Source organism: Pseudophaeobacter sp. 1A16562 (assembly GCF_041008785.1).
Taxonomy (GTDB): Bacteria; Pseudomonadota; Alphaproteobacteria; order Rhodobacterales; family Rhodobacteraceae; genus Phycobacter; species Phycobacter gallaeciensis_A.
This window is the reverse complement of sequence record NZ_JAXGFT010000002.1, coordinates 91,998-111,923: the sequence shown is the minus strand read 5'-3', so window position 1 is coordinate 111,923 and position 19,926 is coordinate 91,998. Positions and strand designations below refer to the sequence as shown.

Annotated in this window: 19 protein-coding genes, 1 other RNA gene and 1 riboswitch; of the genes, 12 read left to right on the top strand and 8 right to left on the bottom strand. The window is 62.0% G+C overall.

The genetic code is table 11. The annotated features are described in order from the left end of the window. Window positions 1-3: 3 nt before the first annotated feature. From SM764_RS02910 to SM764_RS02900, 3 genes are all read right to left on the bottom strand, one after another. A complete protein-coding gene (locus SM764_RS02910; RefSeq protein WP_065271290.1) occupies window positions 4-1,092 on the bottom strand; it encodes a microcin C ABC transporter permease YejB in 1,089 nt (362 codons plus the stop codon). A 9-nt stretch (window positions 1,093-1,101) separates the two neighbouring features. Next, the gene (locus SM764_RS02905) at window positions 1,102-2,964 is read right to left on the bottom strand and encodes an extracellular solute-binding protein (protein ID WP_490363065.1); all 1,863 of its coding nucleotides are present in this window, start codon (window positions 2,962-2,964) and stop codon (window positions 1,102-1,104) included. Between the two features lie 311 nt (window positions 2,965-3,275). Further along, window positions 3,276-3,782: a c-type cytochrome gene (locus SM764_RS02900; RefSeq protein ID WP_368947934.1), complete on the bottom strand. Its 507-nt coding sequence runs from the start codon at window positions 3,780-3,782 to the stop codon at window positions 3,276-3,278. 119 nt (window positions 3,783-3,901) lie between these two features. On the opposite strand from SM764_RS02900, the gene SM764_RS02895 reads away from it, so the two are divergent. Beyond that, window positions 3,902-4,735 (top strand): prephenate dehydratase, encoded by an 834-nt coding sequence (locus SM764_RS02895; RefSeq protein ID WP_065271293.1) that lies wholly within the window; start codon window positions 3,902-3,904, stop codon window positions 4,733-4,735. A 66-nt stretch (window positions 4,736-4,801) separates the two neighbouring features. Here the strand turns inward: SM764_RS02895 and ffs are convergent. Together ffs and SM764_RS02885 are read right to left on the bottom strand one after the other, a co-directional pair. Next, an RNA gene (gene ffs / locus SM764_RS02890) (signal recognition particle sRNA small type) lies at window positions 4,802-4,900 on the bottom strand. A gap of 65 nt (window positions 4,901-4,965) precedes the next feature. Next, complete coding sequence (locus SM764_RS02885) at window positions 4,966-6,801, bottom strand: 5'-nucleotidase C-terminal domain-containing protein (RefSeq protein ID WP_369000963.1); 1,836 nt, start codon at window positions 6,799-6,801, stop codon at window positions 4,966-4,968. Window positions 6,802-7,158: 357 nt separating this feature from the next. Here SM764_RS02885 and nudC point away from each other — a divergent pair, with 357 nt between their 5' ends. The 3 genes from nudC (at window position 7,159) to SM764_RS02870 (ending at window position 9,513) form a co-directional block, all read left to right on the top strand. After that, window positions 7,159-8,145 (top strand): NAD(+) diphosphatase, encoded by a 987-nt coding sequence (gene nudC, locus SM764_RS02880; protein WP_369000962.1) that lies wholly within the window; start codon window positions 7,159-7,161, stop codon window positions 8,143-8,145. Between the two features lie 62 nt (window positions 8,146-8,207). Then, window positions 8,208-8,675, top strand: a complete 468-nt coding sequence (locus tag SM764_RS02875) for an SRPBCC family protein (protein ID WP_274829725.1) — start codon at window positions 8,208-8,210, stop codon at window positions 8,673-8,675. A 108-nt stretch (window positions 8,676-8,783) separates the two neighbouring features. Beyond that, window positions 8,784-9,019: riboswitch (cobalamin riboswitch) on the top strand. Between the two features lie 119 nt (window positions 9,020-9,138). Next, on the top strand, window positions 9,139-9,513 hold the full coding sequence (locus SM764_RS02870) for a hypothetical protein (protein WP_274829726.1): 375 nt from the start codon (window positions 9,139-9,141) through the stop codon (window positions 9,511-9,513). Between the two features lie 113 nt (window positions 9,514-9,626). Here SM764_RS02870 and SM764_RS02865 read toward each other — a convergent pair whose 3' ends face one another. Continuing rightward, window positions 9,627-10,148, bottom strand: coding sequence for a protein-tyrosine phosphatase family protein (locus tag SM764_RS02865; protein ID WP_065271298.1), 522 nt, complete (start codon window positions 10,146-10,148; stop codon window positions 9,627-9,629). Between the two features lie 137 nt (window positions 10,149-10,285). Between SM764_RS02865 and SM764_RS02860 the strand changes: the two genes are divergently transcribed. The 5 genes from SM764_RS02860 (at window position 10,286) to SM764_RS02840 (ending at window position 14,098) form a co-directional block, all read left to right on the top strand. Then, window positions 10,286-12,133, top strand: coding sequence for a DNA polymerase III subunit gamma/tau (locus tag SM764_RS02860; protein WP_369000961.1), 1,848 nt, complete (start codon window positions 10,286-10,288; stop codon window positions 12,131-12,133). 20 nt (window positions 12,134-12,153) lie between these two features. Further along, complete coding sequence (locus tag SM764_RS02855; RefSeq protein ID WP_368947928.1) at window positions 12,154-12,507, top strand: hypothetical protein; 354 nt, start codon at window positions 12,154-12,156, stop codon at window positions 12,505-12,507. A 10-nt stretch (window positions 12,508-12,517) separates the two neighbouring features. Next, on the top strand, window positions 12,518-12,862 hold the full coding sequence (locus tag SM764_RS02850; protein ID WP_065271301.1) for a YbaB/EbfC family nucleoid-associated protein: 345 nt from the start codon (window positions 12,518-12,520) through the stop codon (window positions 12,860-12,862). A gap of 191 nt (window positions 12,863-13,053) precedes the next feature. Further along, window positions 13,054-13,653 carry a recombination mediator RecR gene (gene recR / locus SM764_RS02845; protein WP_065271302.1) on the top strand — a complete coding sequence of 200 codons (600 nt, stop codon included), beginning with the start codon at window positions 13,054-13,056 and terminating at the stop codon, window positions 13,651-13,653. Between the two features lie 22 nt (window positions 13,654-13,675). Then, window positions 13,676-14,098 carry a hypothetical protein gene (locus SM764_RS02840; protein ID WP_368947927.1) on the top strand — a complete coding sequence of 141 codons (423 nt, stop codon included), beginning with the start codon at window positions 13,676-13,678 and terminating at the stop codon, window positions 14,096-14,098. Here the strand turns inward: SM764_RS02840 and ltaE are convergent. Next, window positions 14,095-15,147: a low-specificity L-threonine aldolase gene (ltaE, locus tag SM764_RS02835; protein WP_369000960.1), complete on the bottom strand. Its 1,053-nt coding sequence runs from the start codon at window positions 15,145-15,147 to the stop codon at window positions 14,095-14,097. The genes SM764_RS02840 and ltaE overlap by 4 nt on opposite strands. 196 nt (window positions 15,148-15,343) lie before the next feature. Here ltaE and SM764_RS02830 point away from each other — a divergent pair, with 196 nt between their 5' ends. Continuing rightward, window positions 15,344-17,122, top strand: coding sequence for a carboxyl transferase domain-containing protein (locus tag SM764_RS02830; RefSeq protein WP_369000959.1), 1,779 nt, complete (start codon window positions 15,344-15,346; stop codon window positions 17,120-17,122). Window positions 17,123-17,207: 85 nt separating this feature from the next. Here the strand turns inward: SM764_RS02830 and SM764_RS02825 are convergent, their stop codons facing one another. Then, window positions 17,208-17,981, bottom strand: coding sequence for a DUF1013 domain-containing protein (locus tag SM764_RS02825; RefSeq protein ID WP_274829733.1), 774 nt, complete (start codon window positions 17,979-17,981; stop codon window positions 17,208-17,210). 153 nt (window positions 17,982-18,134) lie between these two features. Between SM764_RS02825 and SM764_RS02820 the strand changes: the two genes are divergently transcribed. Continuing rightward, entirely contained in the window at window positions 18,135-18,794 is a 660-nt protein-coding gene (locus tag SM764_RS02820; protein ID WP_368947925.1) for a ribonuclease T2 family protein, read from the top strand. 247 nt (window positions 18,795-19,041) lie between these two features. Continuing rightward, window positions 19,042-19,899, top strand: a complete 858-nt coding sequence (locus tag SM764_RS02815) for a DUF2189 domain-containing protein (RefSeq protein WP_369000958.1) — start codon at window positions 19,042-19,044, stop codon at window positions 19,897-19,899. Window positions 19,900-19,926: the final 27 nt, after the last annotated feature.

The following is a 19,926-nucleotide window of genomic DNA, read 5'->3' as shown; positions in this document are numbered from 1 at the left end:
GGCTCAGCCCTCTCTCTTTTCAAAGTCGATGCGTGGGTCGACCAGCACATACATGATGTCCGACACGATCCCCACGACGAGGCTCATCAGGCCAAAGATGAACAGCGTGCCAAAGATCACCGGATAATCACGCGCCACGGCGGCCTCAAACCCGAGACGCCCCAGCCCGTCGAGCGAGAAGATCGTTTCGATGATCAGGCTGCCTGAGAAGAAGACGCCGATGAACACCGCCGGGAAGCCCGCGATCACGATCAGCATGGCATTGCGGAACACATGGCCATACAGAACCCGTCGTTCGCTCAGCCCCTTGGCCCGGGCGGTCATCACGTATTGTTTCTTGATCTCATCCAGGAAGGAGTTCTTGGTCAGCAGCGTCAGCGTCGCAAAGGCCCCGATGGTGGAGGCGATGACCGGCAGCGCGATGTGCCAGAAGTAATCCCCAATCTTGGCCAGCAGGCTTAGCTCCTCCCAGTTGTCCGAGGTCAGCCCACGCAGCGGAAAGATCTGCCAATAGGAGCCACCGGCAAAGAGCACCAGCAATAGGATCGCGAACAGGAACGAGGGGATCGCATAGGCCGCGATGATCATGCCGCTGGTCCATGTGTCAAAGCGGGATCCGTCGCTCAGCGCCTTGCGGATGCCCATCGGGATCGAGATCATATAGGCGATCAAGGTCGACCACAGGCCCAGCGAAATCGACACCGGCATTTTCTCCATCACCAGTTCGGTGACATCGATCTTGCGGAAATAACTTTCGCCGAAATCGAACCGAAGATAGTTGCCGATCATCTGAATGAACCGCTCCAACGGCGGCTTGTCTAGACCGAATTGCGCGTTCAACTCTTCGATCAACTCGGGTGGCAGGCCCTGACGACCCGCATAGTTGTCATTCGATCCAAGGGTTTCCGTGGCCCCCGCATCGCCGCCACCACCGGCAAAGCCTTCGAACACATCACCACTGCCCTGCATCTGGGCAATGATCTGTTCCACCGGCCCGCCCGGCACAAATTGCACCAGGGCAAAGTTGATCACCATGATCCCGAACAGAGTCGGGATCACCAGCAGGAAACGCCGCAGAATATAGGCTGCCATGGGACGGGCCTACCGCAACGCGCCAGAGGCCTTGAGAGCGGCCTCCTTTTCGGCGTTCACCCACCACAGATCCATCGTGCCCGGCGCATAGGGTGGCAGGTTCTCGGGGTATTCGTACATGCTCCAGTAGGCGATCCAGTTCACGTCCAGATACCACGTGGGAACCATGAACCGTTTGGCCCGCAGCACCCGGTCCAGCGCGCGGGCGCTGGCGTGTAGTTCCTCCTCGGTGGTGGCCTTGACGATATTGTCGATCAGCGCGTCCACCGCCGGATCGGCCAGCCCTGCGGGATTGAACACCGAATATTGGTGCGCCTCCGATCCGAATTGTTGATAAAGACCCGTCGAAGGTTCCAGCGACTTCGGATAGGCAAAGCTCACCATATCGAAATCCTTTTCCCGGCGACGGCTGGTGTATTGCGCGAAATCCACCCGGTTCAGCTTGGCATCGATCCCCATGGTGATGAGGTTCGCGACATAGGGCTGTACGATGCGTTCCAGCGTCGGGCTATCGAGCAGGAATTCGATCTGCATGACCTCGCCCGCCGCATTGCGGCGCACCCCGTCATCGCCAACGGTCCAGCCTGCCTCATCCAGCAGTTTCATCGCCCGGCGCAGATTGCGGCGGTCCGATGGACGCCCCGGTTTCGAAGCATGCGCCATCACCGGTTCAGTGGTCAGGATGGTGGGGTCGATCTGGTCGCCCAGCGCCTCGAGCACTTCTTTTTCGCGCCCTTCCGGCAGGCCCCTGGCCTCCAGCGCGCTGTCCTGCCAGAAGGAGGAGCGGTGCCGGAATAGTCCGTATTGCAGGCTTTCGTTGGTCCATTCGAAGTTGAAGGCCAGTTGCACCGCTTCGCGCACGCGGATGTCCTGGAACACGGGACGCAGCAGGTTCATAACAAAACCATTGGCAGCAGGCACGTTACCGTCGGGGATTTCGTCCTTGATGACATCGCCGCGCGCAACCGCGTCAAACTCATAGGCGGTCGCCCAGCTTTTGGAACTGTTCTCGGGGCGCAGGGTGTAGACACCGGCCTTGAACCCTTCCATCGCCGCGATGGCATCGCCGAAATACTCGATCCGGATGCTGTCGTAGTTGTGGCGGCCGACATTCACATTGAGATCGGCGCCCCAGTAATCCGGATTGCGGCGGTAGACGATACGCTGATTGATGTCGAAGCTGTCGAGAACATATGGCCCCGACCCGATTCCCGGATCCAGACGCGGCTCATCAAGACGGCGGTTTTCGGGATCGGCTTCGAACCAGGCCTTGGAGAAGACGGGCGTGCCTGCAACCTGCGAAATCATCGCGCGGCGCGGGAAATCGGGTGAGAAGTAGAATTTGACCCGGTGCGGGCCAAGCGCCTCGGCCTTGGGGATGCGTTTGCGCACTGCCTCGGCATAGGATTGCAGCCCCTGATCCAGCAGGATGTTATGGGAAAAGACCACGTCATCGGCGGTCACAGGCGATCCATCCGAAAACCGCGCTTCGGGGCGCAGGTTGAAGATCACCCAATCCTGGCTTTCGGGGTATTCCAGACTTTCCGCAATCAGCCCGTAATAGGAGCCCGGTTCGTCATAGGATTCGATCAACAGGCTTTCCAGATGGTAGGAGGACAGCGCCCCGCCCCGCCCCTTGCGGGTAAAGGGGTTCATGCTGTCGAAGGTACCGACGGCGGAAAAGGACAGTTCCCCGCCCTTCGGCGCCTCCGGGTTCACATAGTCGAAATGCGCGAATCCTTCGGGGTATTTCAGTTCACCGAATTCCGCGAACCCATGGCTTTTGATGATTGTCTCTTCGGCGCGGGCCGTTCCTGCCAGCACGGTAACCAGTGCCAGCATCGTCGCGCCCAGCACCAGCACGCTCTGCATCAGAAAACCAAGCTGCGCTGGCAGCCCCCCGCGCATGGTCTGCGTTCGGGCTGTCATCTGTTGTGATCTCATCTGCCTTAACCTCCGCTGTCCGGTGTTCAAGCGATCCGGATTTCTACCGTATTTCAAGCTAATGGCAGGCAGGCGCAACATTCAAGTTGTGATGCGGTCACTTTCGGGTTGGGCCAGGGCAATTTCCCATCCTTTTGCGGCACATATTCTCCGACAGGCCCCACAAAAAGCGAAAGGCCGCTGAGGATCAGCGGCCTTTCAAAACTCAAATCCGGTTCTGTACCAGCCGGAGCGACGGTTTAGTCGTCGAGGCTGTCCAGATAGGCGATCAGGTTCACGCGGTCCTTGACCTTTTTCAGGCCAGAGAAGCTCATCGTGGTGCCCGGTGCGTAGTCGGACGGTTTGGTCAGGAATTCATTGAGGTTCTCAGCGGTCCATGCGCCTTCCATACCGGACAGGGCACCGGAGTAACCAAATCCTTCGGCGCTTGCCTTGGGACGGTCAACCACACCGTAGAGATAAGGACCGGTCGCATTGGCGCCAGCCTCAAGCTTGTGGCACGCGGAGCATTTCTTGAAGACTTTGGCGCCTTTGCCAACGTCAGCGGAGGCCATCAGCTCTTCAAAGCTGACTTCTTCCACTTCTTCTTCTGCACCACCTGCCTCTGCCACTTCAATCACGTAAGAAGCCTCGCCATGGGCCTCCACATGATACAGTTCCTCTGCGGCCCATTTGCCCAGGAGGAACACGAGGAACGCGCCGCAGAAGCCTGCAGTCGCTTTGGTAAGGGTCATCGTGTCAAACATGATCGCGAGTCCATTTCAGCTGTCTGGGAGGGTGTCTAAGGCTTCCCCTCTCAAGTGGCAAGGTGTAGACAGCGCGACGAAACGCCCGATTGTCCAAGTTTTGCAGGAAAGTCGCACTCATGACCGGAAAAATCGCCATTCAGGGGGAGCTTGGCTCTTACAGCCACGAAGCCTGCCGCAACGCGCGGCACGACATGGAAGTGCTACCCTGCCGCAATTTCGAGGACACGATCGCAGCAGTGACAAGCGGTCAGGCGGACCTCGCCATGCTGCCGGTGGAGAATTCGACCTATGGTCGGGTGGCCGATATTCACCGTCTGCTGCCGCACAGCGGCTTGCATATTGTCGACGAGGCATTTGTGCGGGTGCATATCAATCTTCTGGGCGTGCCCGGTGCCCGGCTGGAAGATATCCGCGAGGCGAAATCGCATCTGGTTCTTCTACCGCAATGCGGACAGTTCCTGCGTAAACATGACATCACCGGCCGGGTCAGCCCCGACAACGCACGGGCCGCCCGCGATGTGGCGGAGGCAGGCGACAAACACGTTGCCGCCCTCGCCAGCGAGCTGGCCGGAGAGATCTACGGTCTGGATGTGCTGGCCCGCCATATCGAAGACAACGGCGACAACACCACGCGGTTCCTGATCATGTCACGCGAGCCAGATTACAGCCGTCGCGGTGCCCATGGCATGATCACCAGCTTCGTGTTCCAGGTGCGCAACATCCCCGCCGCGCTCTACAAGGCGATGGGAGGCTTTGCCACCAATGGAATCAACATGACCAAGCTGGAAAGCTATATGGTCGACGGCTCCTTCACGGCGACACAGTTCTATGCCGATATCGAAGGCCATCCCGAGGATGAGAACGTGCAGCTGGCGATGGACGAGCTGGCCTATTTTACCACCAACGTCGAGATCCTGGGCGTCTATCCCGCCGACAATGGCCGCTACTAACCTGCAATTCTGCGGGCATTAAGACAGCCCACGCCTTTCGGCGGGCTGGACCTGTATTTTGGGGAAAGGTGAGAGGTTGGACATCGACCCAAGCGGGGCTCGTTGTGGCTGCTTCCTTCCGGACCTGACCAGGTTGGCGAGGCGCTTGCCCGCGCCAACCTCTCGAATCCCGATATAGGCGGCTGCCGCAGCAATGACAAGGGGGCCTCCCCGATCCACCGCTCCGCAGTTCAGAGGGCAAGCATCAGTTTCAGAAAGCCTTTTGGTGTCATACCGCAGTTGCGCACCTGCCCCTCCGGCAATTCATCCAGATACTGCACCGCCTCCGGGCTGGTATAGGCGGCAGCCTCGGCGTTGTTGAGCTCGGCAAACCGCCACGGATACTCTTCCTGCGCCAGTGGATCCTCAGGCAGGCGGCCCGCAACGTAGTCCCGGATCACATCCCGGATTCGCACCGGCGGCAGCGGGATGTTCTCGGCGTCTTTGACCATCTGGAAATTACCACCACCGCTGACCCTGTAACTGTTGACCACGACGGCAAAACGCTGCGCAGGGGCCACAGGCCGCCCGTGCACGCGAAGACGTCGAATGCGCCCTGCCGCCGGGTTGATCCGCACGCCAGAGGACGAAAACCGCGGCGGTGCCGAGAGATCTATTTCGTATTGCAGGCCAAAAAGAACGTCAAAATTATGCCCGGCACGGCTGGGATCAACCAGTTCCTGTTCGGTACTGCCGGGGCGGACTTGTTTGAACACACCCGCGGACATTTCCAGCCAGTCCAGCACCTGCGCGCCGGTCGCAACCACCAGCCTAAGCTCATTCGGGAAGATGTGAAGATCAGCGACGTTGCGCATACACAGATCGCCACGCCCGATGTCGGTATAATGCCCGGGCCCGGAGCGGCCACCGAATTTACCCGGCGCCGCCGCGGACAAGAGCGGCAGTTTGCCAACCTCAGTGCCTTCCAGCAGCGGCCTGACCGCTGCCGCCTGCGCTGCTGCTGCAAGTTCCAGCCCAAGATCGGGCCCAAAGAAAGTAAAGAAGGAGTGCAAAGGCACGTCACTGAAGCCAACGGGCTGACGCATCCGTTCGCGCGTTGAATCATGCGCGGGGCCAAGCGCACGGGTCAGTTCAGCGTCCTCCTCGACCAGAGACATCAGATCGCCATTCTCTGCCCTGCTGCAGATGGGTTTGAGGCGGGCGTCCCAATTTTCCAGCCGCCACCCCTCCGGGCCGTGCGACACCTGCAGATCGATCTGCCCCAAGTGTGAGCCATGTGCGCCCGGCATGACCACCGGCTTGGTGAAACTGTGCTCGGGATCTGGAAGGGTCTTGTGGGTGTGCCCGCCGATCACCGCATCGATTCCCGCCGTGGCCGCGATGGGAAGCAAGGCATTCTCCATGCCCGGCACCCGCTCCAGCCCTCCGACACCGGTATGCGCCAATGCGATCACGATATCGCATCCTTCCCGCCGCAGCGCGCTGGCAGCAGCGGCAGCCGCCTGCACCATGTCCGCAACCACGACCTGACCTTCCAGAAGATGCGCATCCCAAGTTACCGTCTGCGGCGGCAGCACCGACAGGATCCCGATCCGCAGCGGCGGCGCACCAGCGCAGGCAGGCACCTCCCGCTCCAGAATGGTGGAGCGGGCGAAAGGTAGCTCCCGTCCCTCCTCCACGGCTGTCATATTCGAGCAAATCACCGGACAGGGTGCCTGCTCCAGCACCTGCTCAAGCGTCTCCAGACCGAAGTTGAAGTCGTGATTTCCAAGCCCGATGGCATCGTATTGCAACACGTCGAAGGCCTGCATCAGTGGATGCGGCACGATCGGGTCGTCAGAGGAAATTTCACCAATCGGCGCCCCTTGCAGCCCATCACCATTGTCCAAGAGCAGCACCGTGCCCCCAGCCTCCCGGACCTCTTGCCGCGCCTCTGCGATCAGGGACGCGACGCGGGACAGGCCGATGCTGGGGTCCGGCCGGTCGGCATAATAGTCGTAGCTGAGCAGATTGCTGTGCAGATCGGTGGTTGCCAACAAGCGCAGCACCCCCTTCCCCAATGGCAAGGATTGATCCGGTCCTGTCATATTGCTCTACCCGCAGCCTGCACGGCGTCTTCCGATCTTCGTTTTTTCTCACGTTCTGACACGAACGCGTTAACCCTTTGAAACAGCGTTTCCTTGATTTGCAAAGTCACCATTTTTGAGGATGTTAACGATTGTGGCGCTGATGCCGAAAATTTGACCGGTCTAACGCCAATATCCAGCGGCAGACCGGTGACCCGGCGTTAAACATCCGCTGACAACCATAAAAATGCATCGACAGCGCTACCCGAACAGGCTGGTCATTGCGCGGTTTTGCCGCCATCAATGCAGGAAATCGGGCCTTAACGCCGGATCCCCTGCCAAAAGAAGGACAACGATATGAAACGGGCCGAAGAGGTGACATTTGGCGGCAAGGGTGGCCTGGACCGCAGCGCGCATCTGCGTGCGGATGCCGAAGCGCTAGACGCTGCCTGGGGGGCACAGAATGCACAGGTGCTGATGATGTGGCGCGGCAAACCCCTGTGCCAGCGGTCAGATCCAGAGCGCGGACCGGACGCTCTTGCCTGGATCTCCACCACGCATCCGGTGGCAGCAGAGTGCCGCGACGCCGCTCTGTTTCTCGGCCTCCTGCCGGATCAAAGCCCGGCCTTCGCCTGCGACATCAGCAGTTGGCAGCCCGATGCGCTGGACGAGATGGCGCTGGCCAGTTTTGCCGATGTGACGGAGCAGCAGCACCCGGACCTGCCCTCTGGTTATGCTTTCGCCGAGCTGCGCAGGGTGATGACCCGGCTGACCCCGCTGGAGGCCGAGCTGGCCGCCACCGCCAAGGCGCTGTTTTCCTGGCATGGCTCGCATGGGTTCTGTGCCCGCTGTGGCCACCCCAGTGATATGGTTCAGGCTGGCTGGCAAAGAAATTGCCCCAGCTGCAAGGCGAGCCATTTTCCCCGCACCGATCCTGTTGTGATCATGCTGATTACCCATGGGGACGAGGTCCTGATGGGCCGCTCTCCCGGATGGCCGGAAGGTATGTACTCCCTGCTGGCCGGTTTCGTTGAACCCGGCGAAACGCTTGAGGCCGCCGTGCGGCGTGAAGTTCTGGAAGAATCCGGCGTGAAGGTCGGAGAGGTGGAATACCTGTCCAGCCAGCCCTGGCCCTTTCCCATGTCGCTGATGTTCGGCTGCCGCGGGATCGCGCTGGATCGCGAGCTGACCATCGACCCACATGAAATCGAGGACGCGATCTGGGTCAGCAAGCAGGACATGATGACCGCCTTTGCCGGAGAGCACCCGATCCTGAAGCCTGCCCGAAAAGGAGCAATTGCACATTTTCTGTTGCAGAACTGGCTTGCGGATACACTGGATTAAAGGGAATATCGCGGCCACGCTGAGAATTGATCAATCAAAACAGGCAAGCAGGCGTCAGAGTCATGGATTTCACGAGTAAAGAAGATATCGATTCACCGATCGCCGACGTGTTTGAAGCCCTGTCGGACTTTGAAAGCTTTGAACGCTCGGCCATCCGGCGCGGCATCGACGTGCAACGGATCGGCGATATCAGCACGCCTGAAAACGGCCTCGCCTGGGATGCCAAATTCAACTTTCGCGGCAAGGCGCGCGAGCTGCGCATTGCTCTCAAATCCTATGATCCCGTCACCCGCATTCTGCTGTCCGGCGACAGCAGCGGGCTGAACGGCGAAACCGAGATCGAACTGATGGCGCTGTCGCCGCGGCGCACCCGTGTAACAATTTCGCTCAACCTGACGGCCAAGACCCTGTCGGGGCGGTTGCTGCTGCAATCCTTCAAACTGGCGCGCGGTTCGCTCAATAAAAAATTCAAAGCGCGCGCGGCAGATTTCGCCCGGCTGACCGAAGAACGGTTGAACCGCACGGCCTGAGGGCACCGCATCCGCCTGCACAAATCAGCTAGCTGACCTGGCTTGCTGGCGTTGGCGCGGATTTCTCCGACTTTCACACAAGCGAATTGACGACTCGCCCTTCGACCCGCTACCCATTTCACAGATGGTTTCCGCGATCCGCCTTTTGCGGGTCCGGGATGAAAAGGGAACGTGGTGCGATCCGGCCTCTCTCGGCCAGAACAATTCCACGACTGCCCCCGCAACTGTAGGCGGAGAGCGACCCCGGAAGATCCACTGGACGCAAGGTACAGACCTGCGGCCGGGAAGGACCGGAGAAGCTATGACCCGCAAGTCAGGAGACCTGCCATCGCACAACTCGAAACCGGGCGGGGTGTCCGGAGCGGGTGAGATGGCTCCTGTTGCGCGGCCCGTTCTGGCCGACAAGCATCCGGCCACATGTCTCTCCCCCTCTTTATGCCCCTGCCTCAGCGCGGAGGGCGCGATGATCTGGACGACAAAAACGCATGAACTTGCGGCAACAACCTGTCAACACACCGGGGCAAGCTGCCCAGCACTGGAACGGATGCTGGTGGCCCTGTGCGGGGCACTCGATACCGCGCGGGATATGACCGAAGAGGATTTTGAAATCACCGGCGACAGCCTGCTCGATGGCTGCACCCGCCATTGCCCGGCGCGCTTTTTTGCCTCGCACGACAGGATCCGGGTGTTCTGCGAAGTGGACACCGCAGCAGAGCGCAGCGGTCTGGACCGTTTTGCCGACGCGCTACTGTCCAGCGATCCACAAGCGCAGCCCGCAGATCACCTGCCGCATCGCCCCTGCTCCTTCGGAGAAGCCATCCCGCTCAGCGCGGCGTAGCGGCCGACCCAGCAAACAACAGGAGGGGCGCCGGTTATATCAGATGAATGCCGCGCCCTGTGAAGAAGAAAGCGGGATGACAGCCGGGCCCGCTCCGGCGGGCTGCCTCTGGCTCAGCGGCTGCGGGCCCAGGCCATCTGTGCCTCGGTCTCGACCGCGCAGGGGCGAGACATGCGCAGCCGGTTCAGCGCCGCCTCTGGCGCAACACCGCATTCGATCAACAGGCGCAGCACCACCATGCCGGAGCGCCCGCAGCCGCCCCGGCAATGCACTAGAACGCGGCCGCCACCGTTCAGCGCCTGGCGCGCCGAGGCGCTGACCCCGGGCCAGGCCTCGTTCACCTCCGGGCCGGGCACACCGAAATCCGCCACCGGCAGATGCACCCAGCGGCTTCCCATGCTCTGCAGATCAACCCCCAGCGTCGCGGCCCCGACGGAGACATGCTCGGCTTCGGTGGTCATGGAAATGACCAGACCGGGCTGCCAGTCGTGGATCAGCTCAAGATCCCCCTTGTAGTCGCCCCCGGCACCGGGCAGCGGGCAGATAGCAAGAATGCCATTGGCGGCGGACACCGCGTAGATCGTAAAGGGCTGCCCGGCCTGCAGGCCTGCCCCATCTGAACTCATCCCAGTCATCACACACTCTCCACCACATACAGGGAAAAACTCTGCCACCTGCCCTGCCGGACGGTCAACAGCGGTGGACGAAGCCCGCGGGCTTCCCTACCCTATGAGGCGGTCCCACTCCCATTCCGAATCCGGCACGAGACAGCATGAGCGACACCCCAACATCCGATCCTGAAACCCAAACCGCTGAGGTTCAGCACGCGGAGCAGCCGTCCGGCCAGTATCAGGTCCTCGCCCGCAAGTACCGGCCCGAGACATTTGCGGATCTGGTTGGCCAAGACGCTATGGTGCGTACGCTGAAAAACGCCTTTGCCGCGAACCGGATCGCCCAGGCTTTCATCATGACCGGTATTCGCGGCACGGGTAAGACCACCACCGCCCGGATCATTGCCAAGGGGATGAACTGTATCGGCACCGATGGCAACGGCGGCCCCACCACCGAACCCTGCGGTCAGTGCGAGCATTGCCTCGCGATAATGGAAGGCCGCCACGTGGACGTGATGGAGATGGACGCCGCCAGCCGCACCGGCGTCGGCGACATCCGCGAAATCATCGATTCGGTGCAATACCGCGCGGCCTCGGCCCGCTATAAGATTTACATCATCGACGAGGTTCACATGCTCTCTACCAGCGCGTTCAACGCGCTGCTGAAAACGCTGGAGGAACCCCCCGCCCACGTGAAGTTTATCTTCGCCACCACCGAGATCCGCAAAGTGCCGGTGACGGTGCTGTCGCGCTGCCAGCGGTTCGATCTGCGCCGGATTGAACCCGAGGTGATGATCGCCCTCCTGCGCAAGATCGCAACTGCCGAAAACGCCCAGATTGCCGAGGATGCGCTCGCTCTCATCACCCGCGCCGCCGAAGGTTCGGCCCGCGATGCAACCTCGCTGCTGGATCAGGCGATTTCCCACGGTGCGGGCGAGACCACCGCCGATCAGGTCCGCGCCATGCTGGGCCTTGCCGACCGGGGCCGGGTGCTGGATCTGATGGATATGATCCTGCGCGGCGATGCGGCTGCGGCGCTCAGCGAGCTCTCCTCGCAATATGCCGAAGGCGCCGATCCGCTGGCTGTTCTGCGCGATCTGGCCGAAATCACCCATTGGGTGTCGGTGGTAAAGATTACGCCAGACGCGGCAGAGGATCCGACCATCAGCCCGGATGAGCGCGCCCGCGGTCAACAGATGGCCGAAGCGCTGCCGATGCGGGTGCTGACCCGCATGTGGCAGATGCTGCTCAAGGCGCTGGAAGAGGTCGCCGCCGCCCCCAACGCCATGATGGCTGCCGAGATGGCGGTGATCCGCCTGACGCACGTGGCCGATCTGCCCAGTCCCGAGGAGTTGATCCGCAAGCTGCAGGATATGCCGCCCCCGCCGCCCGGCGGTGGTGGCGGAATGCCCATGCAAAGCGTGGGCGCGCCTGCCGCGGGCGGGGCATCGGCTATCACCTCTGCTCCGCCGCAAGGCGCACCGGGCGGTGGATCGTCCGGCGGCATGACCATGTCGCACGGCCAAGGGCAGGGACAAGCCACTGCGCTGGCACCGGCCGCAGAAAAGGCCCTCGCCCGCTACCCGACCTTCGAGCATGTGGTGGAACTGATCCGCACCAACCGTGATGTGAAACTGCTGGTCGAGGTGGAAACAGGCGTGCGCCTCGTCGCTTACCAGCCGGGCCGGATCGAATTCACACCGCATGCGAATGCGCCCCGAGACCTTGCTGCGCGCCTCGGCACCGCCTTGCAAAACTGGACCGGCAGCCGCTGGGTCGTCACCATCGCACCCGACGGCGAGGCCCCGACGATCGCCGAAATCCGCGATGCCGCCGAAAACGCATTGCGGACGAAGGCCAGCGAACACCCGCTGGTACAGGCGGTGATCGACAGTTTCCCCAAGGCCCGGATCACCCGTATCCGTACCGCCGAGGAAATGGCCGCCGAGGTCGAGGCCGAAGCCCTGCCCGAGGTAGAAGACGAATGGGATCCGTTCGAAGACGGGTAGCGACTGGCCTGACGGTCCTCTTGTTCACCCTGCCAACAACCGCCTTCGCCAAAACCTGCTTTGCCACCGGCGATCTATCCGATAGCGCGTGGGATGTGCTTTGGCGGTTGTCGGCCAAGCCTGCTGTCTTGGCCCTCTTCGCTCTTGCCGGATTCGCGCTGTACAGCAGAAAGCGCGCCTCCTTTGCAATCGCAGGCTTTCTTTGGGGCATGCTCGCGGCCGCAATTGCCGTCGATAATCATGAGCTTTTCTTTGATGATAAGAGTGCCTTGGGCATAATCGAAGACTGCACCGCCTCCCCCCACTTGTTCATCGCGCTTGCAATTGCGATATGTTCGGGGATGACTTACGGCGCCCTGCGCCCCCGCACTTAGGAGAAACACCATGCTCAAAGGCCTCGGCGGTCTTGGCGATATGGCCAAGATGATGAAATCGGCACAGGAACTGCAAACCAAGATGGCGCAGATGCAGGAAGACCTGCACAACGTCATGGTTACCGGCGAAGCAGGCGCGGGCCTGGTCAAGGCCACCGCCTCGGCCAAGGGCGACCTCAAGGCGCTGGATATCGACCCGTCCATCTTCAACGGCGATGACAAGGAAATGGTCGAGGACCTGATCCTGGCCGCCATCAAGGACGCACAGTCCAAGGCAGCCGAAAAAGCGCAGGAAGAGATGACCAACCTCACGGAAAGCATGGGCCTTCCCAAGGACATCAAGCTGCCCTTCTGATCCGGAGGCGCGACTGAAAAGTTCCGAAAAGGCGGCCTTGGCCGCCTTTTTCATGTCTCACGGGCATACGCCCTTTGCCCGATCTGACGCGCAGGCACCGCCCAGACAAACCCTGAACATCCATCGCGCTTCCCCTTGCCATTGCCCGCCGTGATGCGTCTATATGGGCTAACACTCCAAAGGCCGCCTCCATGCAAGACCGCTCTACCAGCGACATCGAAACCCTCATCGATCTGATGGCAAAACTGCCCGGCATGGGGCCGCGTTCGGCCCGGCGGGCAGTGTTGCACCTGATCCGCAAACGCGCGCTTTTGCTGACACCGCTGTCGGACATGATGACCCGCGTCGCCACCACCGCCCGCGAATGCCTCAACTGCGGCAACGTGGGGACCGAGGACATCTGCGAGATCTGCGACAGTGAGGCCCGCGCCAATGGCGAGATCTGCGTCGTCGAAAGCGTCTCGGATCTCTGGGCGATGGAGCGCGCAGGCGTTTTCAAGGGGCGCTATCACGTACTCGGCGGCACCCTCTCGGCGCTGGACGCCATCGGCCCCGAGGATCTGCGCATTCCCCGCCTGGTCGACCGGGTCGGCAGCGAAGCGGTGAGCGAGGTGATCCTGGCGCTGAATGCCACCATCGACGGGCAGACCACGGCCCATTACATCGCCGACCAGCTGAGCGGTCAGGTCAAACTTACCTCACTGGCGCAGGGTGTTCCGATCGGCGGCGAGCTGGATTACCTCGACGACGGCACCATCAGCGCCGCGCTGAAGGCCCGCAAGGAACTCTGACGGTGAGAGGGGAAGGACAGCCATGCCAACCGCCCTGCACCGCCCGGTTCTGAGAGCCGCCATATTTTATTTTGCGGCCGTGTTCTTCTGCGGATTTGTTCTGGGCAGCCTGCGGATCTTCGTGCTGCTGCCCCTGATGGATGAACTCTGGGCGGTCTGCCTTGAACTGCCCATCATGCTCACCCTCAGCTGGCTGATCGCCCGGCACCTGACCCGGAATCGCAAGGATCTGCATCCTGCCGCCGCGCGCCTGTGGATGGGGATCTGGGCCTTCGGGCTGCTGATGGTCGCGGAATATGTACTCGCCACCAACCTGATGGGCGCGCGCCCCAGCAGCTACTTCAGCCACTGGGCCACCCCTGCCGGGGCGATCGGGTTGGCAGGGCAAATCGCATTTACCCTGATCCCGTTTGTGCAACGGATAACCCGTCGCGAAACGCCTTAGCTGAAGAAGGCCTGGAACGCGGCAATCGCGCCGTTGAGGCCCTCATCGGTGACATCCTTGTGCAGCACCAGCCGGATCGGGCCGCTGTCCCCTGCCCCAATCACCACGCCCGCCTTGGCCAGATGCGCCTGCAGGGCTGCGTTCTGCACCTCTGCCGGGGTGAAGAACACCATGTTCGTGGCTTGCGTGACTTCTCCCGCGCCCAGAGCGCGCAAGGCATCTGCCAGCGTAGCGGCCCGGGCGTGATCCTCTGACAGACGGTCGACGTTCTGCTCCAGCGCCATCAGACCTGCCGCAGCCAACACCCCGGACTGGCGCATGCCGCCGCCCAGCATCTTGCGCCAGCGCCGGGCGCGGGCAATCAGATCGGACGGACCGACCAGAACCGATCCCGCAGGCGTGCCCAACCCCTTGGACAGGCAGATCGACACGGTATCGAACAGAACCGCCAGATGCGGTGCAGAGCAGCCCAGCTCGGTGATAGCGTTGAAAAAACGCGCCCCGTCCAGATGCAGCGACAGGCCCGCAGCCCGGCCCGCATCGGTCATCGCGCGCATGTCCTCCAGCGAAATGGCCTGTCCGTTGTGGGTGTTCTCCAAGGACAGCAGGCGGCTGATCGGCATATGGGAATCATCCGGTTTGACCGCTGCCGCGATCGCTGCGGGATCAAGTCCACCGCCGGGCTGCACCTCCAGCGGGTAGAGCGCGCTGCCGCCCAGCACCGAAGCGCCGGCCGCCTCGTATTTGAAGACGTGGTAGTCGCGGCCGGTGATGATTTCCTCTCCACGCCCGCAATGGGACAGGAGCGCGGTCAGGTTGCTCTGGGTGCCGGTGGGCAGGAACAGGCCCGTTTCCTTGCCCAGACGCTCGGCCAGGGTGGCCTCCAACTGGTTGACCTGCGGATCCTCGCCATAGACATCATCGCCCACCTCGGCCGCCGCCATGGCCTGACGCATCGCGTCGTCGGGGCGGGTGACCGTGTCGCTGCGCAGATCGCACAGCACCCCTGCACCGGTTTCGGTCTGCGTCATTCCTGCATATTGGCTCATGATGATCTCTCCAGTCGATTTTGCGCAACGCTAGCCGCAAGAGGTCGGCACGAAAACCCCCAAGTCGCGGGTAGATAACAACCTTCTGTGTCCCGCCCCAGCCCTGATCCGGAAAAGTGACCCCACGGTCAAATTGACAGCTGCCCCCGGCGAACGCTTGACTGAGAACAACATCAGCGATCAGGGAGGGGTACTGGTGACACTCATAAAGGCCGAAAGCGCCGCAATCGTCGCCGAAGTCCATGTCGCTCCGGGTCAGGAAGTGGCCGCAGGCACGGTGTTGCTGGCCACCGAACTGATGAAAATGCGCCATGAAATCCGCGCCGAGCAGAGCGGGATTGTCACTGCCGTTCATGTGACCGCCGGACAAGAGTTGCAGGGCGGTGAAACGCTGATTACATTGGAACCCGGCAGCGTGTCCGTTGAGGAGGTCGCAACCGACGATACCGCCCGTCCTGATCTGGAGGAATATGCGGCCCGCATGGCGCTGCTGGACGATGCCGCCCGTCCCGAGGCCGTCGCCAAACGTCACGCGCTGGGAGGCCGCACCGCAAGGGAGAACATCAACGATCTGTTCGATGCGGGCAGTTTCACCGAATATGGCGCCCTTGCTGTGGCGGCCCAACGCGGCAAGCGGGCGCTGCCCGATCTGCAGGCGCGCACGCAGGGCGACGGTATCATCTGCGGAATCGGCACGGTTTCTGGGCGTACGGTGGCTGCCATGGCGGTAGATTACATGGTTCTGGCAGGCACACAGGGTTTCAACCACCACCGTAAGATGGACCGCCTGATCGAGGTCGCCAGCCGCGACCGGCTGCCCATCGTCCTCTTTGCCGAAGGCGGCGGCGGAAGACCCAACGACGGCGACACCGCCCTGATCATGGCCGCTTGGTTGAATGTCACCTCCTTCCGCCATTTCGCCGCCTACAAAGGGCCGAAAATCGGCATCGTGTCGGGCTATTGTTTCGCCGGAAACGCGGCCCTTTACGGGGTCTGCGACCTCCGGATCGCCACCCGCAATAGCTGGATCGGCATGGGCGGCCCGGCGATGATAGAAGGCGGCGGGCTGGGTGTCGTCGCCCCGAAGGAGATCGGCCCCAGTGACGTGCAGGCAGGCACCGGGCTGATCGATATTCTGACCGAAGACGAAGCCGAGGCTGTGGTGGCTGCGAAACGGCTGCTGGGCCTTGAGGCCGCACAGACACCACCCGCCGATGACCCAGAGGAAACCCCGGACCTGCGCAATGTCGTGCCTGTGGACCGCACCCGCGCCTATGACATGCGCGCAGCCATCGACGGGCTGGCCGACAGTGACACGTTTCAGGAGCTGCGCCGCGGGTTTGGCGCGGGCATGATCACCGGCTTTGCCCGGATCAGAGGTCGCGCAGTGGGGCTGCTGGCGAACAACCCGCTGCACCTTGGCGGCGCCATCGATGCCGAGGCCGGTGACCAGGGCGCGCGTTTCCTGCAGCTGTGTGATGCCTGGGGCCTGCCCGTCGTCACCCTATGCGACACGCCCGGCTTCATGGTCGGCCCCGAGGTCGAGAAAACCGGACAGGTGGCGCATATCTCGCGGCTGTTTCTGGCCGGAGCCCATTTCAGCCAACCGCTGGTGACGCTAATCCTGCGCAAGGCCTATGGTCTGGGCGCGATGGCGATGGCGGGCGGCGGGTTGGATCGTCCGCATTTCTGCTGTGCCTGGCCCACCGGAGAGGTCGGCGCCATGGGGTTGGAGGGCGCAGTCAGGCTGGGCCACCGCGACCATCTGAACGCGATTGAGGACCCGGCAGAGCGGGAAGCGGAATATCAACGCCTCGTCGATGCCCTGTATGAGCGCGGAAAGGCACTGAATGCTGCCAGCCTGCTGGAATTCGACGCGGTCATCGACCCGGCAGAGACCCGCGCCGCGCTGCACCGCGCGTTGGAGAGCGCAGGCCACGCGCCCCCCGGCCCCCGCTACGCCGACGCCTGGTAGGACCGCCACAAAGAAAAAACCACGCCCGGATCCGGACGTAGCTTTCCTATTCGTTGGACCGTGTCGGCCCTGATGTCTGAACGCTTCAGAAGCGGGGATCGGTTCCGTCTTCGTCCTCGTCGTCCTCATCACCGCCCGAGGGCAGGTTGAAGAAGCTGTCCGCATCGGGCAGCGGCTCTTCGGACGGGGTGCTTTCGGCAGAGCCACCACCCAGAGTGAAGGTTTCCAGCCCTTCGATGGCCGAGGGGATCTTCGGCTCGGCATCCATCTCCAGCGATTGCTCGGTCGACACCAGCTTGCGGCGTTCGTCGTCGCTCATCACGCCGCCTTCGGCAGCCCGTTTTGCGGCGGCTTTTTGCACGGCAGAGTCCAGTTCGGACTGTTTGCACAGGCCCAGCGCAACCGGGTCGATCGGCTGCATGTTGGCAATGTTCCAGTGGGTCCGCTCGCGGATCGACTGGATCGTCGGCTTGGTGGTGCCTACCAGTTTGGCGATCTGACCATCGGAGAGTTCCGGGTGGAACTTCACCAGCCACAGGATCGAGTTCGGACGGTCCTGACGCTTGGACAGCGGTGTGTAGCGCGGTCCGCGGCGTTTTTCCTCGCCAGCAGCGGCCGGGTTGAACTTGAGCTTCAGCTTGTGCAGCGGATTGGCCTCGGCCTTGTCGATCTCATCCTGCGTCAGCTGGTTGTTTGCAACCGGATCAAAGCCTTTGACGCCGGCGGCGACGTCACCGTCGGCAATGCCCTGGATCTCCAGCTCGTGCATGCCAACGAAATCGGCGATCTGCTTGAAGCTGATCGTGGTATTGTCCACCAGCCACACGGCGGTCGCTTTGGTCATCAACGGTTTTGCCATGCGCTTATCTCCTTAAAACACGTTTGCCCCACGAACATCTACGTACATCTTTCCCGTCGCCTGAATTAGGCTGCCCCGAGGTCTGGGGCGGGTTTCCGTTGTCGGGGAACTTCAGTCCTATATAGTCGCCTTGTTTTCATAAGGAAAGAGGCGATGCGCAGGTTCTTGCTGGCAATTGCAACCGTGATTTCCGGGCTGGCGTCGCTGCCCGGTTACGCCGACAGCGACCGGTCGCGGGAGGTCGCGGGCGAATTCGATTACTACGTCCTCAGCCTCAGCTGGTCACCGAACTGGTGCGCCATCGAAGGCGATGCCAGGGGATCGGCTCAATGCGACAGCCGCCATGATCACGGCTGGACCCTGCATGGGCTGTGGCCGCAGTATCACCGGGGCTGGCCGGATTTCTGCAACACCGCCGAGGCCCCGCCAAGCCGCCGCCAGACCGCCGAGATGGCCGATATCATGGGGTCTCCGGGCCTGGCTTGGCATCAATGGAAGAAACACGGCAGCTGTTCCGGCCTGTCCCCTGCCCAGTATTTTTCCCTCTCGCGCGAGGCTTATGGACAGATCACCCGTCCGGCTATCTTCCGCAAGCTGGACAAACTGGTGAAACTGCCCGCATCGCTGGTCGAGGAAGCCTTTCTGAAGGAAAATCCACAGCTGAGCCGGGACAGCCTGACCATCACCTGCCGCGATGGTCACATCCAAGAGGCCCGCATCTGCCTGTCGCGCAGCCTTGATCCGGTGCCCTGCGGCCGGGACGTGATCCGCGACTGCACTCTGAAGGATGCACTATTTGCCCCGGTGCGCTGAACCTTATGGAGGCTTGGCTTCCTCCTCCATCTCCCCAAACTCCCCCTGCCCCACCGCCCGACAGGCGGCTTGGCCGCGAAAAGAGGAGGCAGGCGCCACTGGGCAGCTTTCCCTCACGCGACATTGATTGGCTTGTGCAGCGCATTTTGGCCGATTTTGTGCTAGTATTGTTCCACGTGCCGCGCACGGCCCTGCCTAAACGGCACTTCCATTTAAATCCGCGAGGAGGAAGAGGAGGAACAAGCGCATGGCAAAGACAATCGGTAATCCGCTCAGTTGGCTCTTGCAGGGGGCAGAAACCACCGGACAGCATTTCGGCAAGACGGTGGGAGAAATGGGCAGCAGCGACGTCACGGAGCTGCCTCAGGCGCGCAGGCTTTCGATGGACGACCTTATCCATTCACTGGCCGCAGGTCTTGAAGATTTTGCCGCCTGCCGCAGCGATGCGATGTTCCTGGTGCTGTTCTATCCGGTGATTGGCATCGCGTTGATCGTGATGAGCCTGTCGATGAATCTGCTGCCGCTGATCGTGCCAATGATCATGGGGTTTGCGATCCTCGGGCCTGTTGCGGCGGTCGGGCTGTATGAAATGTCCTCGCGCCGCGAAGCCGGGTTTAAGCCGCGCTGGATGGATGCCTTTGGTGTTATCCGCTCGCCTGCCTTCGGCGCCATTCTGGTGCTGGGTTTTTATCTGGCAGCACTGTTCATCATCTGGTTGGTCGCGGCGGACATGATCTATATCCGCACCCTGGGACCAGAGCCGCCGACCTCGATGCTCGGCTTCGCCACCGCTGTAGTGACCACCCGCGAAGGCTGGATCATGGCAATTGCAGGCGGCGCGTTAGGGGCCGTCTTTGCCTTTGCCGCGCTGGCGATGAGCCTGGTCTCTTTCCCGCTGCTGCTGGACCGCCACGTGGGCCTGCCGGTGGCGGTGGCCACCTCGATCAAGGTGCTGCGCAAGAACCCGGTGATCTGCATTACCTGGGGCGTGATCGTCGGCAGCATGCTGGTAATCGGTGCGATCCCGTTCCTGGCCGGGCTGATCATCGTGGTGCCGGTGCTGGGGCACGCCACCTGGCACCTGTACCGGCGCGCGGTGAAATAGAGCGAAGCACACAGAAAAGGGCCGACG